The sequence below is a fragment of the Caballeronia sp. S22 genome (genome assembly GCF_964261745.1).
In the GTDB taxonomy this organism is placed as follows: Bacteria; Pseudomonadota; Gammaproteobacteria; order Burkholderiales; family Burkholderiaceae; genus Caballeronia; species Caballeronia jiangsuensis.
In genome coordinates this window covers 261,009-275,420 of sequence record NZ_OZ180040.1, presented here as the reverse complement: position 1 = coordinate 275,420, position 14,412 = coordinate 261,009, and the positions used below count along the sequence as shown (strand labels likewise).

The window sequence follows — 14,412 nt, the reverse complement described above, 5'->3', positions numbered from 1 at the left end:
AATCTGTCGGAGCCTAACGTGTTAGCTACGGGACGCGCGGTCGTTCTACCACATTGTGCCGGCACACGTCGGAAGCGCCAGGAACTGCGTCCGCCGACGCAACGTTAGACCATCGGAGATAGGAAACAGCAATGACGACGCCAGCAAAGGAAAACGAGCAACTTGTGATCGGATTCTTCGAGACACTCAGCGCTGGGGATTCTTTCCGCGGTAAGCCGGGGTCGCAGTTGTTACGGGCTTGCTCCCAGAAGCAGACGTCGGCTGATAGTAGCCGTTTCCTCCGTTCCAAACCTTGCTGAGACCAAGGGAACTCACGCGGTGTCTGTTGAGTCTTCCGTTGGGAAGGTTCGGATGGCGTGTGGCGCTGGTGCCGATGTGAAGAGTGCTAGTGACGGATCCGGGGCGAGCAGCGAACCTCCGAGCGCGCAGAGAACTTAACATAAAGGCATTTACCGCTAATCGATTCATAATCCTAATTATTGTTTTGGACTTGGGCTTATAGTGGAAGTGCTGCAACCGCATGGCTAGAATGTAAACTGCGGCATGCACTTCCTGGATCTGATTCAGGAAGGCAATATTGGCTTGATGAAGGCCGTGGACAAATTTGAGTATCGACGTGGCTGGAAGTTTTCCACCTATGCGACATGGTGGGTACGGCAAGCTGTGACGCGTTCGCTTGCAGACCAGGCACGCACGATTCGCGTGCCGGTGCATATGATCGAATCGATCAATAAACTCAATCGGATTTCGCGCGAGATTCTGCAGCAGACCGGAAAGGAAGCTCATCCTGCATTACTGGCGCAGCGCATGGAATTGACCGAAGAAAAGGTCCGGGACATGTTGAAGGTCGCCAAACAACCGGTGTCGCTCGAGATGCCGGTGGGCGAGAATGCGGACGCAACGCTTGGCGACATGATCGAAGATCCGATGGCGGCGTCTCCCGCGGACGCGGTGGGGAACGCGAAGTTGCGCGCGGCGATCGACGAGGCGCTCGACGCGCTGTCGCCGCGTGAAGCGAAGGTACTGCGGATGCGATTCGGGATCGATACCCCATCCGACTTCACGCTCGAAGAGCTTGGCGAACAATTCGACGTGACGCGCGAGCGGATTCGACAGATCGAAAGCAAGGCCATGCGAAAGCTGATGCACTCGAGTCGCGCGGACAAGCTGCGGCAATTCCTTGACCACTGAGTCACGGGCCGGCGTCGAGGCCTTGGGACCTGATCTCGGAGTTACAACAATATCGCTTGCTGCAAGAGCTCTAGTGCTTTCAACTCGTCCAATCGACCCGTGCGTGCTTTGCCCGCAAGCGTCTTGATCAAGGCTTCCGCTATCGGTTCGATACCGTGAAGATGGTCCAGGCTGGTCACGGAAAGGGAGGGGAGCGATACGGCTTCTCGCTGGGGGAGCGCGTAGGCGAGCGGCGGCGCCATTGTTGTGGGTGAGGCTGGTGGGAAATGCCGCTCGCTCTCGTCACGTGAGTGGCCAGCAAGCTCGCTGAGAGAAGCACTGGCATGACCCTGCGGGCCGACCATGATCGTCTCTTCCTCACTCGGAACATTTGCCGCCCCAGCTAAGCTTTGGGCATCAGCCGGTGCGTCCAGCGGAGCGCCTTCTGGGCCTGCTTTTGCAGCGGCGCGCTTCGCCGGCACGCTGTTTTCGATTGCAAGCGCGAGCGGCTCGTCGTGTTGAGCAGATGCGCGGCCGCGCGAAGCAGGGGTAAGCAAACGTGACACCGACTCCGGAATTTCGGCTTCAGAGCGCGGCGTGTCGAGCCAGCCAACTGGCAAGCCAAGGCGTTCCGTGAAACGGTCAGCTTCAACATCGTCCATGCGTTTTTTGCCATGCAGCCGATGGGCCATGTTAGACCCGCTCAACGCCATGACCACACCAAGTCTTACTTTCGATCCGTTGCGGGTCGTCAAAACGTGAAGGTTAGCGCGTCGAATGCTTTCAACATCGTGGCCGTCGCTGAGGGGCAGTGGGTGTTGCTGGGTCGTCTTTCTCGATGCTTTGGATTTCGAAGGTGCGCCCCTAAGCGAAGCATCCCGGTTCGGCTGCTTAACCATTTCGCTCCCACTACTCCTGTTAGACTGGGGCGAGCCGCCCGCTGGTTTCCTTGGCATTTCCGCTTCCTCGGAAGAACTGACTTCAATAGATGGTTGCTGGTTGACGTCGGGGACTGAAGCAGGCTTACGTATTTCCGACTCTGCTTCCGCCTCCTCGTCCGATTGAACGAAGTCGAGCGGTGCCTTCAGGCGAGCAATGGTCTCGGGCGTGAGTACCGGATGAGGCTGATCAAAAAAGCGGTGTGGCAACCCGAGCGTAGTTTCCATGTGAAAGGCGGTCTCGGGCGTGAACCTTTCACCCTTCAAGAGTTCGCCCACTCGCGTCATGCTCGAATCCAGTCCTAACGCGATATTCTCGGCGCCCACTGCATCGACCAGAAACTGAAACGAACGCGTTTTGAAAATCGAGGCTGTTTGGGCAGAGTCTCGAGAAGGCGCCTTCGCGTGCGACGGTTTCGGCCGGTTGGACGAGGGTTGGTTCAGGTGGCGAGGTTGGCGCTTGCCGCTGTCTCGAGATCCCGCATATCGGCCGCGGGGTTGACTCATAGGGTAGGGCTCCATGCAATCGTTGATAGCTAACGTTTGGATTATAGTCGAGGCGGGATTGATGTCCGACCGGAGACAAACGGGAAAGTATGTCTTCAGAAGACCGCAGCAACGTGGAACGAGTGCAGTGTCGCGATTGGTCCGCGAGGAACTAATCATCGGGAAAAAGCGGCACCCGGATCAGCATCGGAGAATCGTAAAGTTGATAAATCAAAGTACCAACTAAAACCGATAGCGCGTTCATTTCACAGCCGTGCAACCGATTTCCCCACACGCAATCTTTGGGGATAGCTGTTCGGAGGTGTGGTGAGGCGTGCGTGACGAAGAACACTCCGTCGCTCCGCGCTCGAACGTACCTACCTGGATGACCTTCGCAACCGGCACCATGCCGCTGCCTTGCGGCTCGACTTCCTGTACTCGGACCCCGGGTGACGCTCCTGCGGAACCTAACTCTGGCGGCCGGACGCACAGGGCCGGGAGTGTAAGTTCTTGATGCAGGAGCAACATCCTGATGCTCGACACCGCCGTCTCGGCAACGGTTTTGACGATGGCGTCTTTCTTGGACAACTGGTTTCCAGGCGCCGAGCTTCAGCAGGTCATGGCGGCTATCGAAGCCGCGAAGGCGGGAGGCGCCAAAGTCCTAGCGGGCGGTACGCGCCCCGAACCGCAGATCGGACCGTGACCGGCGTTTCTTTGGGCTTTCGCTGTCCGCGAATTCTGTCTATAATGAGACGGCAGTTCGTCTATTTCGATACGGAGCGCTAGCCATGACGCTTGGTCAGAAGTCACATGCCAGACGCCAAGTTGGCGGCCTGTCCGCCCGGGCGGACGAATTTTCTACGATCGTCTACGAGCCAGAAAAAGGGGTTGATGCTTATGTGCGCGAGGTGAGTGCTGCTACGCCAATGGAAATCGTCGGGCTCGAACGGCACGGCGTACAGGGCATCCTTTTGAAAGATTTGTCAAAGAGGATGGCGCTTCCTGCGTCGCGCTTCTTCACAATTATCGGCGTGCCTAAAGCGACCGCGGAGAAGAAGGCCGCTGCTGGCGAGTTTGTCAGCGGCGCCGGCGGCCAAGCAGCGATAGGAATGATCAAGCTTCTCGGCATCGCACAGGACATTGTTGGAGACAGTACGGCGGAAGCTGCGAACGAGTTCGACGCTGCCAGGTGGCTGGGCGAGTGGATTGAGAGGCCGCAGCCCGCGCTCGGCGGCCGAAAGCCATCGGAGCTCATTGATACGCCCACTGGAGTTGACGTTGTCGCTCGGCTGCTCGGCTCGCTCGAGAGTGGCTCGTATCAATGAAACTTTGGCGCATTGCAACCGAGACTCGAAAGTATCCCGCCGACGATATGAGTGGTGCAGGCGCAGCGAGCAAGCCCGGGCGATGGAATGACACAGGAAAAGCAGTTATCTATGCCGCGCCGACGATCGCCATTGCGGTGCTCGAGACGGCGGCCTACGTCGACGACGGCGGCTTGCCGTTGAACCGCTTTCTGGTTGAACTCGACTTACCTGACGACGTGTGGAACTCCCGGGAAGAGTTGAATGCGTCGTCGTTGCCGCCAGCATGGGCAGCAATTCCTGCCGGCCAAACGAGCGTCAAAATCGGCTGTGATTGGCTGGACTCGATGAGGTCGCCCGTTCTCCTCGTGCCGTCCGTGATCGTGCCAGAAGAGAACGCCGCACTGATCAATCCGAAGCATGGGCCCTCGCTGAAGATTACGTCCCGAGTGGTCCGTCAATTCGAATATAACCGTCTGTTCCGTACCTAGCTGCAATAGCCATTGGATGTAGCAAGGATCATATTCGAAGGTGACAGTCGCCTACTTCTCCGACGAGTGTTTGACATAACGCCGTCGTGTCGTTCGTCGCATCAATCTGCGATTCCTGTTTCATATCAGGAACATAGCACTTGGTTTGGGGGCGTTATTTACACGGTTATCCACGTAAGATGTGGATAAGTTAAGTAAGCCCCCTGCGGCCCCGTGCAAAGCGGAAGCGGCTCCGGATCGCTGCGATAGCGACCTCGTGGAATTTCCGGAGTCCGGCCATGATGGAACATCCCAGATTGCCGTCGATCGGACGCTCCGACGTCAGCTTCGCTTCCGGGAAGGGCCATACAATCGACGGCGCGCCCCTTGCCCGTTGGGACAGTATTCGGCGTCGCTGGCGCATGGCGGATATGAGCCGCAACAGCAGTCTAGTTGTCGAACCCTTCGCCACCGCACAGCCCGGTTTAGCGCAAGAGTTCACCTGCAGCGCCGGTACCGTTCAGTTTGTTCGACGCCTGCCCTCGATTCACGGCTCACGAGCCAACGACAACGCGTATGGGGCGCTTCAAACCTCGATGAACAATGCAGCAACAGTGTGGCGCTGATGTCGGCGCCTCGATGCGGGAACTCATGGGGATGTGCGCCCCGACTCAGCGGCCATGTCGGAGAGTAGCGCGAAGACCTGATCGGTCAGCGCTTCCGCGAAAGGAGTCCGCCGTAATGCGGTTGATTGCCGGTTGGTGTCGACCAAGCTCTCGACCAGTCTGACCGTCGCCGCGATCCTGCAAAGTCCAATTCACGAAATACGAAAAAAGCCGCCCAATGAGACGGCCTAAAAGACATGACCGAGGTCCGATGTCCTGAGAGAACTGTGATTGTACTGTGTTGTTATATGTGATGCTTAACACCATTTGTCGAACGTGTACGTTTTTTGCCCATCGTTGATGCGATATGTTTTTACAAAGATCTCGGGCTTCCTCTTCCCATCTAGGAGCGTCGAGAATGAAGGGCATTGACCTAGAGGTGCGGAACCGCTAGACGACTGAATTTCTTCCACAAGGCCTTCATCGCGTCGTGGTCCTCCGCCGCTCGCGAGGCGAGGTACCCACGCGCGAATCCTGCGCCCGCTGCGGTTTCGGGCTTAGTCTCTCCTAACGACCGGAGCAGTCCGCTTGCCACGACGACGTCGTTGCGCCAACCCAGGTCGTCCTGCAGATCGCTCAGGGCGTTGATGTAATGCTTGACCGCCCGACGATCAAACAGGGAAGCAAAGAACTCGGTCGCATAGCGCACTTTCTTAGCCGCAATGCGTGCTCGATGGCGCGTTTCATCATCGAGTTCAGCGAGGCCGTCCCCTCGCTTGAGCAGTTTCTTGTGCCGGCGTTTGAGCGTCTCGCTGGCGAAGCCGGTGATGGGCTTGTCCAGCGTGTCGAGGAATTCCTTCGACTGATTCGTCCGCCATCCCTTTAGGTTGATCCAAAGCGTGAACTGGATGATCAAGCGCGTGTAGCGCACGGAGTTGACAGCGGCAACGGCGGCCTTGCGGTTCTCTGTCGCGATGGCCTGCGCCGCGTGCTGTACTGCCGTTGCGTCGGCGTCATCGGCAGCCGAACCAAATGCTTTTTTCAGCGTCGCACCTGCAAGCACTTTCCAGTCGCGCGCCTGGCCCAGCTCCCCGGCGATCCATCTTAATTCGCTGTCGAAATCAGTCGGCGCGGGGATGACCGGTGCGAACAGGTCGAGTGCGGAGCGCAGGCGGCGAAGTCCGACTCGCATCTGATGCACGCTTGACGGGTCCTGACCGAACACCACGCCTCGTTCATTGCCGTGTATTTGAGCCAGACAGTTTCTGGCGATCGCCCGAAAGGCTTCTTCGACGGAATCGCGCTTCTTCAGCTTGAGCGGCTCGGCTCTTACAGCGGCGCTCGGCTCTTGCACGAGCAGACCATAACCTCGGTCCGCCTTGCTGAGATGATCGATGCGAAGCGGTACGTCATGCAGTATCGCCAGCGCAAGTTTATAAAGTTGCTCAGGCTCGCCGCTCTTTAGCTCCAGCTCGATGCCGTGGATGGGAGCCGACGGTCCAGCGGTGGCTTCGACTGCGCCGTCGTCCATCGCAAGCTCGAGTTCTGTCCCGTCGGGCAACTGCAACGTGGCGGCGCATCGACTGATGCGGGTGAGAAAGAGCGGATCTAGGCGCTCGGCGAGCTCAGGCTCGGCAAGTATCTGGATGGCCTTCGAGTCTTTCGGTATCAGCGCGAGCAACGCGTCGAGGTCCGGGCGATCTTCGTTCACTGGGCACTCGAACTCATCGCGCTCAAACAGACCAGCGGTGATGGTCCCTTCCAGCTTAAGCGTTTGAAGGCGTTGCTCACCCACGGTGCGCACGCGCAGGGAGGCGCCGCTCTTACGCAGATGCATGTCCGGCGTGTCGAAGTAGGTGCTTACAAGATCGTCCGAATATGCCGAGCCGTTCATTAGCCGGCTGACTGCCGGGGCATGCATGATCTGGCTTGCCTTGCCAGCGGTCACCTGCAGCTTGAGTTCCTTTTCCATCGCGGCTACGTCCCCAGAAGACAATCACACGTGATGTAGCATGATTTGTACTTGGCTAACTGCGAGTCCTTTTGTTAGCTAGGCGGTGCCAATCGGAGGAACCTTCAACGGTCACGCGCAGTCATTGTTGCAATGCAACATCAACGACGTGACGAGAACGACCGTGAAGACACAGACCGTATTGGCGGTAGTGCGCGTGGAAACTCGCGAGATAGCCGCGGATTTCGAGGTTGCGACCGGGCGCTTGCTCATCTTCGAAGGTTCGACTGTCTTTGAGGACATCGGCCCGCCGGACTCATGGATGGCGTTCGCATCGTTAAGCGGTGGCAGCGCATGGGGAACGCGCCCGACTTCTGTTGACTTGCAGACCTTCCTCGAGCGCTATGTGGCCAGCCACCCACGTTTTCAGCTCGTTTGACGTTTGGCCGACAGCGCAAGGCGAGCCTTCGCCTCGGGGCTGCCGTCGACGTAATACTTGTCGGCCCAACGTCGATCGCGCTGCAGGCGCAACGGCGTTTTGTCCGTGCTATGCGTCGTCGCGGCGATGGCGAGTGCCCGCGCGCGATAGTGCTCGTATAGCCGCAGAAACTCCGCCAGATAGATGCCTGCGACGCGCGCATCGCGGATCTCGAGCAAGTTCTCGTCGTTGCGATGCTCGGAGTTCTCGCTCATGTTCGCGGATCCCGAATAAACGATCGGCTGTGCGCCTTCCGCGTCGATCACCACGAACTTGTGATGCACGACCACCGGCGGGAACGGCGGCGGTTTCTCGCCTGGAAATTGCCGCATCTCGACGTCGAAACCTTCGGGGACCGTCGCCTGCGTGAAGAATTTGCCATCGATCACATCGCGATTCGTGCGGCTGCGGTGATAAAGCTCGACCGCCGCGAGTTCGGACGCGTTCAGGATGGCGCCGTCTTCTTGCTTGTCTTCTCCTGTCTGCGCCGCGCGTGCAGAGATGGCATTGACGAGCCCGAACATCATCAGGCCCTTGTCGCCTGCGTCGAAGCACGCCTTGCGTAGCGCCCCGTCGGTTGGCGAGAACAGACAGAAGAGGACCGAGTGCTGCGCGCGGGTGATCGCCTCGACAATCGTATCGATCTGCGTTCGCTGGGTCGTCGGCTCAGGCGCGAACGACACACGCACCGACGCGCGGCCGACATGAACTCGTTCGCTCCAACCATCGTGCAGCTTTCGGGTAGCCGCGAGCGTCGGGTCGCTGGAAAGCTCTCGTGCGCGGTCGTCATAGTGTTGAGCGAGTGTCGGCGACTGAAACAGGTGCAGAAGATTCGCCTGTTCGGTCACCCCTTCGGTCGTGAAGTTTGCCGAGCCGGTAAGCAGCCGCGCGGGTTGCCCGTTGCTGTCGCGGCTGTCGGTCACGATGAACTTGTCGTGCATGATGTTCGAGGCACGGCGCGGATGAAAATCGATTTGGTCGCCAAGCGCGTCGACGGCCGGTTGATTGGGCGACGGTGTGGCTGCGCCGCCCTTCGGTGCATCGCCCGGGTGCGCGTCGTAGACGACGGCGGCTGCGTGAGGGCCGTTCGCGTGCGCAAAGCGTTTCAGCGCGGGAATCACCCAAAGATTGTCGGTCAGGTGATAGATGGCCGACGTGGCGCGCGTCGCGCCTTCGAGGACGGCAGTGAAACTCTGATTCAGATCGTTGGCAAGCCAGCTACGCAGTTCGCGCGCCTTGTCCGCGGGCGGGGGCTTTATGCGATCGAGGCCCATCGCGGCGACCTTGCGCGAGAACGCCTGCGAACTCACGACGGCACGATTGAACCACGTGCCAATGCCGTCCTCCATATGCGCCGGCAGCGTAACCTTCAGCGTGGCGGCTTGGTCGTCCAGCAATTGCGGCGACTCGACACTGTCGACGACCGGGTACGCGACATACTCGAAAGACGTTTCCCGATCCGGCTCGTCGATACGCGCGTCCCACCACATGAACTTCTGAATGGGCGCATGGTTCGACGGCGCATCGGCGTGTCCGGCGCGCACTGGGCCCTCGAACGTGAGGCGGTTTGGCAACCAGCTGTGTGCTTCGCGGTATGTGCCGTCGGCAGACCAGAAGCCGGGCGAGCGCCGGATGGCAAAGCCCAGAAAATCGGGGCGCGTTCTGCCGTCTTCCCAGTTGAGCGCGAGCAGCACGAGGGTGGGCGAAAGATAAGCGCGAATCTCGATGGCCATGTTTTTCTCCGAAGCGCGGCCATAGTAGACCCATCGCGTGACAAATCATGTCTCGACGATGACATGCTAGATTATGGGCAACGTCCATTGAGCAAACCCCACGTTCTGCGCAGCATTCAGGAGTTCGAACGCGATCTCGCTGATCTCCTCAGCGCGCGCCTGACAACAGACCAGTTCGACGAAAGGGTTCGAACGGCTGTGGGACCACATCAACCAGGTCGCCGCCGCGAAAATGCTTTCGCCAAGCGGCCGGCCGTACATCGCTCTTTTGTCCCGCATGCACGCTGTATGGGCATATCGAAAGCTCTCCGCCACGTCTAGACCGGGCGCGTATGCAATCCATTAACGGGTTCTCTTCCGCTCGCCTAGATTGTCGCCCCGGCAAGGCTCGGCGATCCGACGCGCCATGTGCTATTACCAGGCAAGTCACGGCCCGCACTTGTCGCAACTGACGCATCAAGATCGCTGGCGCACCGGCGGCGACCATACGGTATGCGCCGGCCGGATCAAGGATGTCTAAGAAACGACCGTGGCTTTTAGACGTCACGAGCACGCGATGGGCGAGGGCTATCGACGAGGCTTCAGAGCGTTCGAGGCGTCAGATCCCGCCGCTCCCGGCGCGTCCCCCGATGGTTATAGCGACTTCCTGCTTGCACTACGCAATGAGGTGGTCGCGTTTAAGCCGGTCGCCTATGTGCACGGCGATTCGCACTACTTCCGCATCGACCTGCCATTTCAGGATGCCCAAGGCCGGCGACTCGAAAACTTCCTGCGCGTCGAAACGTTCGGCGACAATCAGGCCAACGGCAACAACGACGTGCACTGGCTGAAAGTTTTCGTCGATGCCCGTTCCTGCGAAGTGTTTTCCTTCCAGCCGCAGATCGTGCCGGGAAACAGAACCGCTGTTCCGCAGCCCTAGACCAACAGGCTAGCGCGCGTTGAGAGCCGCGAGGGACCCGAACCCGCGGCATGCTGCGTGCTCTTCAGTCGTGTTACCACTAGTTAAGAGAGGCCAGCATGTCAGATGCTCAGACCGACCCGAAGGCGGACCCTTCGAGCGAACCGTTGACGCATTGCCGCCTGCGGTCGCGAAGAAGACGATTATCGTTCTGACTTCGGACCATGGCGACTATGCGGGCGCCCATGGCCTGATCTCGGGTAAGACCGGGACGTGCTACGAGGAGGCGTTTAACGTCCCGCTCATCGTCGTGGATCCGACCGGGCAGTACAACGGAGATCTTGATGTCGTTCGCAGCGGCCTGACGTCGTCCGTCGACATCCTGCCGATGTTGGCATCAATTGCGAACGGCGGTACGCGAAGCTGGATGACTGGAGATTACGCGCAGATGTACGGGAATCGGCATGACATGCTTCCGATGCTGAAAAGCGCGAGCGCGCCAGGCCGGCCGTATGTGGTCTTTGCATCTGATGAGATCGTGCCCGAGGTGTACAACTTCAATTCATCGGCATCGCACATCATTGGCGTAAGAACTGAGGCCGGCAAACTCGGGACGTACTCGTACTGGGCGCCATCGACGACCACTATCAGCGGTTCGAGCGATCTCGAGTATTACGACTACGGAACCGAACATGGGAGGCTCGAGCTGGACAATCAGTCTAGTTCGCGCGCGGCGCAGGACCTGTATCAGCAGTTGATGAAGGACATCCTTCCGAATGAGCTGCAGGCCCCGCTCCCAGGGAAATTCGTCGCCGCGCAGGATACGGCGCAGTCGCGGTATCTCGAGTACATCAGCCTGATCAACAGCGGGGGGAACTTCGAACTGCCGTTTAAGATCGGGGACGTCTAGCATCATCGGGGTTGCCTGGGTCGAAAGGCCTACCGGCCTACCGCACTATCGATGACGCGATCCGAAAAAGCAACCCGCCTTTTCCTACACGGTTCAGGCGGCCTTTTTGTGAAGTATCGACATGCGTTAGGTGAAAACCGTGGGCCCGGCTGACCCCTTTTCGTCAGAACACGCGAAACTAGGATTCTCGGGCGATATGCGGCCGGGCCGTTGGCTGAACCCGACGTAGCACGCGCGGATACGCCGGGACTTCGAACACGGGTTCATCGGACTGACGCCTGGGTACGGCGCGGCGGCGGCGCGAGCGATGCGAAACGGAGTGAGGGTGTAGGGGTTATCCGGTTCGTGGTCGGATGGTCGGCGAGCGGTGCGCCGCTTATGTCGGAAATCGGACATTCGCTTCGATCCAGATACGACCCCACAAAGTCGCATACTTGACGGCTTCGACGTTGTCATAGAAGAAGTCGAGATCATGGAACGTGCGGGCTTGGCCGCCTTGCCTTTCGATCCTAATGCTGGCCGTGTGCAGGCCGTCCCGCCGAGGTCCGGCAGATGCAATCAGACGAAAGCCTCGGTAACGTGTTCGAAGAGATTGCATCGACTCGAAGAGATAGATTTCAGAAACGGAGAAAGCTCATATCACCGATCGCATCATGCTCACCGCGGTTTACGCGGCGATGACCGAACGCGCGTCGGCAGTCATCGCTGCGTGTTCTCGAGAGCCTCGATCAACCCGGTGGGGCGTTCCCACTCGCCATGCTGTGCCCGATTTCCTGCAAGCAGCCCTCTCCAAACGAACTCCGTGCGGTCGCGTTGACTCTTCGCTCGTTCATGGGCCTCTTTGATCGAAGAAAACGCCGTCAGCGGTCAGCACGGTTTTTTTTTGCAAATCCAACCTGACATCGAGGCGGGTCGTGGATTACGGCAAGCCGACTATTTCCGATCGGGTTCGAGATGCAATCCGCTCCGATCACGCCGCTTTCTTCGGCACACGGCATCGCGCTTAAGCATTTGTTAAGAATAGCTTACCGCCCCGTCGGGCCTGCACGATGCCCTCGGCCAAAGCGAAACGGCGAGGAATGCGCGGCGTGAACACAAATCCTTCGCGTCCGTCAGCAAAGTGCAGGCAGTTTGAATCCAAATGTTCCAGCAAGCGTCACGATTCATTTCTAAGGTGCTCCGTGTAATGCGCGGTAACGAATGAAAGCCGCCTTACAAACGAAGTCAAACGGCAACTTCGCAAGGAGCTTTTATGAGCGTGGACAAAAGCAGGCTTCCTCCGGGCCGCTTCGCATTGAGCGTGGCCAGCCTCGCCTTGACGATCGCAAGCGCGATCTATCCGGGTCTCGCAGACAGTCAGTCGCAAATGCCCGATGCGTCGATGGACACGGCATCGCCCATCAAGCACGTGATCGTCATTGTTGGAGAGAATCGAACGTTCGACCATGTATTCGGTGTCTACAAGCCGCGTCACGGTCAGAGCGTGTCCAACCTGCTGTCCAAGGGCATCGTCACTGAAGACGGCAAGCCCGGCCCCAACTTCTCGCTGGCCGCGCAATACACGGCGGTGGCGAAGAACCCGAAACGTTTCGATCTCAGCCCGCACGAAAAGCACTTGTACAGTGTGTTGCCCGCGCCGAATACGGGCTCAACGGCGACCAAAGGAAGCGATACGCCCAGCACGACCGACACGAGCCCGCCGCCCTTCGCGACCTACGCGGCGGCGCAGAAGGCGGAAGGCGCCGTGCTCTATCCGGAGGACATCAGGCAATTGACGTACGGCGGGACAGGTTTGCCGCAAAAGGTTCCGGATACGCGTTTCGGCGCGAACACGTTCGATCTTCCGAACGGCCCTTATCAGATCTCCCGTGTCGGTCCTGACTACAACCAGTACATGAACAGCCCCGTGCACCGCTTCTATCAGAACTGGCAGCAGTCCGATTGCAACGTCGCTCATGCCACCAGCGACAACCCGAGCGGCTGCAAGATGGATCTCTTCGCGTGGGTCGAGACGTCGGTCGGCGCCGGATCGAACGGCGGCCCGTTACCGGCCAATTTCACGGATCAGTCGACGGGTGAAGGCGCGACCGCGCTCGGCTACTACAACGTGAATACGGGCGACATGCCGTACTTCTATCAGCTCGCGCGCGAATACACGATCAGCGACAACTATCATCAACCGGTGATGGGCGGCACAGGCGCGAACAGCATCATGATCGGCACGGCCGACGCGCTCTACTACACCGACGGAAAGGGGAGCGCCACCCAGCCCCCGCAGCTTCAGATCGAAAATCCGCGCCCGCAGGCCAATACCAACAACTGGTACACGCAAGACGGCTATTCCGGCGGCACATACAGCAATTGCTCGGACAGGAGCCAGCCGGGGGTCGGCGCGGTGCGTCGATATCTGGATTCGCTGCCTTATCATCCCGATGCGAACTGCGCGCCGGGCACGTGGTATCTGCTCAACAACTACAACCCGGGCTATAACGGCAACGGCAGCGTGAACACAACCGACTTTACGATTCCGCCTTCGCCGGTTCGCACGATCGGCGATACCTTGCTCGAAAAGAACGTTTCGTGGAAGTACTACGGAGAAGGTTGGCAGACGTTCGTCGCGCAATCATCGACCAGCGTGTATTGCAACATCTGCAATCCGTTCCTATATGAAACCGCCATCATGACGAAGCCGGATATCGTGAAAGCGCACCTCCAGGACACGAGCGATCTTTATGCGGACATATCGAGCGGCGCCTTGCCTGCGGTGTCGTTCGTGAAACCCGGCGGCCTGCTGGACGGCCATCCCGAATCGTCAAAGTTCGGTCTGTTCGAGGCATTCACGCGCAAGCTCGTCGATGCCGTGAAGAATAATCCGACGTTGTGGGCATCAACGGCGATTTTCATCACGACGGACGAAGGCGGCGGCTACTACGACTCGGGCTATATCCAGCCGGTCGATTTCTTCGGCGACGGCCCGCGCATTCCGTTGATCGTGGTGTCGCCATACTCGCGCGGCGGGCGTGTGGTTCACGAGTATGCCGATCATGCGTCGATCGTCAAATTCATCGACCGCAACTGGAAGCTCTCGCCGATCACATCGCGCAGCCGCGACAATCTGCCGAATCCCGTGCAGCAGCCCGATAACCCTTATGTTCCGGTCAATGCGCCTGCAATAGGCGATTTGTTCCAATCGTTCCGATTTAATCATGATCACCGTCACGATGACGGCCACGGCCACGATTCGCAGGACGATGACAATGCGCCGGGCAGCATGGGCATGTTGCCATTCTGAGCCTCGCGATCGGTCGGGCCACTTCGGTGGCCCTTCTTCCTTCATGCGCCGCAAACAATCGTCCGTAAATAGGTAGCAGGTGCAGAGCGACCGTTCAACTCTGATGTCTATGCTGCGCACCTTTTGGCCTGATTGTCGGTAACGGGTCGCTGCACCGAAAGCTGCGTGCCGGCCCGC

10 protein-coding genes and 2 pseudogenes are annotated in these 14,412 nt (G+C 59.0%); 9 read left to right on the top strand and 3 right to left on the bottom strand.

Features of this window, described 5'->3' with window-relative positions; genetic code table 11:
- Nucleotides 1–531 precede the first annotated feature (531 nt).
- Nucleotides 532–1,191: pseudogene (locus ACEN42_RS39535) on the top strand (sigma-70 family RNA polymerase sigma factor); the annotation flags it as partial.
- A 41-nt stretch (nucleotides 1,192–1,232) separates the two neighbouring features.
- On the opposite strand, the gene ACEN42_RS39530 reads toward ACEN42_RS39535, so the two are convergent.
- Complete coding sequence (locus ACEN42_RS39530) at nucleotides 1,233–2,615, bottom strand: hypothetical protein (RefSeq protein WP_371884502.1); 1,383 nt, start codon at nucleotides 2,613–2,615, stop codon at nucleotides 1,233–1,235.
- A gap of 511 nt (nucleotides 2,616–3,126) precedes the next feature.
- Between ACEN42_RS39530 and ACEN42_RS39525 the strand changes: the two genes are divergently transcribed.
- The 4 genes from ACEN42_RS39525 (at nucleotide 3,127) to ACEN42_RS39510 (ending at nucleotide 4,994) form a co-directional block, all read left to right on the top strand.
- Nucleotides 3,127–3,297, top strand: a complete 171-nt coding sequence (locus tag ACEN42_RS39525; protein ID WP_371884501.1) for a hypothetical protein — start codon at nucleotides 3,127–3,129, stop codon at nucleotides 3,295–3,297.
- Nucleotides 3,298–3,382: 85 nt separating this feature from the next.
- Complete coding sequence (locus ACEN42_RS39520) at nucleotides 3,383–3,919, top strand: antitoxin Xre/MbcA/ParS toxin-binding domain-containing protein (RefSeq protein WP_371884500.1); 537 nt, start codon at nucleotides 3,383–3,385, stop codon at nucleotides 3,917–3,919.
- Nucleotides 3,916–4,389, top strand: coding sequence for an RES family NAD+ phosphorylase (locus ACEN42_RS39515; RefSeq protein WP_371884499.1), 474 nt, complete (start codon nucleotides 3,916–3,918; stop codon nucleotides 4,387–4,389). The genes ACEN42_RS39520 and ACEN42_RS39515 overlap by 4 nt, the downstream gene beginning before the upstream one ends.
- A gap of 278 nt (nucleotides 4,390–4,667) precedes the next feature.
- Nucleotides 4,668–4,994, top strand: a complete 327-nt coding sequence (locus ACEN42_RS39510; protein WP_371884498.1) for a hypothetical protein — start codon at nucleotides 4,668–4,670, stop codon at nucleotides 4,992–4,994.
- A 412-nt stretch (nucleotides 4,995–5,406) separates the two neighbouring features.
- Here ACEN42_RS39510 and ACEN42_RS39505 read toward each other — a convergent pair whose 3' ends face one another.
- Complete coding sequence (locus ACEN42_RS39505; protein WP_371884497.1) at nucleotides 5,407–6,945, bottom strand: CHAD domain-containing protein; 1,539 nt, start codon at nucleotides 6,943–6,945, stop codon at nucleotides 5,407–5,409.
- Nucleotides 6,946–7,108: 163 nt separating this feature from the next.
- Between ACEN42_RS39505 and ACEN42_RS39500 the strand changes: the two genes are divergently transcribed.
- Nucleotides 7,109–7,363 (top strand): hypothetical protein, encoded by a 255-nt coding sequence (locus ACEN42_RS39500; protein WP_371884496.1) that lies wholly within the window; start codon nucleotides 7,109–7,111, stop codon nucleotides 7,361–7,363.
- On the opposite strand, the gene ACEN42_RS39495 is transcribed toward ACEN42_RS39500, so the two are convergent.
- Nucleotides 7,351–9,135: a phospholipase D-like domain-containing protein gene (locus tag ACEN42_RS39495; protein WP_371884495.1), complete on the bottom strand. Its 1,785-nt coding sequence runs from the start codon at nucleotides 9,133–9,135 to the stop codon at nucleotides 7,351–7,353. The genes ACEN42_RS39500 and ACEN42_RS39495 overlap by 13 nt on opposite strands.
- 622 nt (nucleotides 9,136–9,757) lie before the next feature.
- Here ACEN42_RS39495 and ACEN42_RS39490 point away from each other — a divergent pair.
- The 3 genes and pseudogenes from ACEN42_RS39490 to ACEN42_RS39480 all read left to right on the top strand — a co-directional run.
- Nucleotides 9,758–10,054 (top strand): annotated as a pseudogene (locus ACEN42_RS39490) (hypothetical protein); the annotation flags it as partial.
- A 154-nt stretch (nucleotides 10,055–10,208) separates the two neighbouring features.
- Entirely contained in the window at nucleotides 10,209–10,943 is a 735-nt protein-coding gene (locus ACEN42_RS39485) for a sulfatase-like hydrolase/transferase (protein WP_371884494.1), read from the top strand.
- Nucleotides 10,944–12,195: 1,252 nt separating this feature from the next.
- Nucleotides 12,196–14,235, top strand: coding sequence for an alkaline phosphatase family protein (locus ACEN42_RS39480; protein ID WP_371884493.1), 2,040 nt, complete (start codon nucleotides 12,196–12,198; stop codon nucleotides 14,233–14,235).
- Nucleotides 14,236–14,412: the final 177 nt, after the last annotated feature.

Bases quoted from the DNA above. Each gene is read 5' to 3' on its own strand.
- ACEN42_RS39525 (WP_371884501.1), top strand. From the start codon at position 3,127: ATGCTCGACACCGCCGTCTCGGCAACGGTTTTGACGATGGCGTCTTTC.
- ACEN42_RS39495 (WP_371884495.1), bottom strand. From the start codon at position 9,135: ATGGCCATCGAGATTCGCGCTTATCTTTCGCCCACCCTCGTGCTGCTC.
- ACEN42_RS39515 (WP_371884499.1), top strand. From the start codon at position 3,916: ATGAAACTTTGGCGCATTGCAACCGAGACTCGAAAGTATCCCGCCGAC.
- ACEN42_RS39530 (WP_371884502.1), bottom strand. From the start codon at position 2,615: ATGAGTCAACCCCGCGGCCGATATGCGGGATCTCGAGACAGCGGCAAG.
- ACEN42_RS39510 (WP_371884498.1), top strand. From the start codon at position 4,668: ATGATGGAACATCCCAGATTGCCGTCGATCGGACGCTCCGACGTCAGC.
- ACEN42_RS39480 (WP_371884493.1), top strand. From the start codon at position 12,196: ATGAGCGTGGACAAAAGCAGGCTTCCTCCGGGCCGCTTCGCATTGAGC.
- ACEN42_RS39505 (WP_371884497.1), bottom strand. From the start codon at position 6,945: ATGGAAAAGGAACTCAAGCTGCAGGTGACCGCTGGCAAGGCAAGCCAG.
- ACEN42_RS39520 (WP_371884500.1), top strand. From the start codon at position 3,383: ATGACGCTTGGTCAGAAGTCACATGCCAGACGCCAAGTTGGCGGCCTG.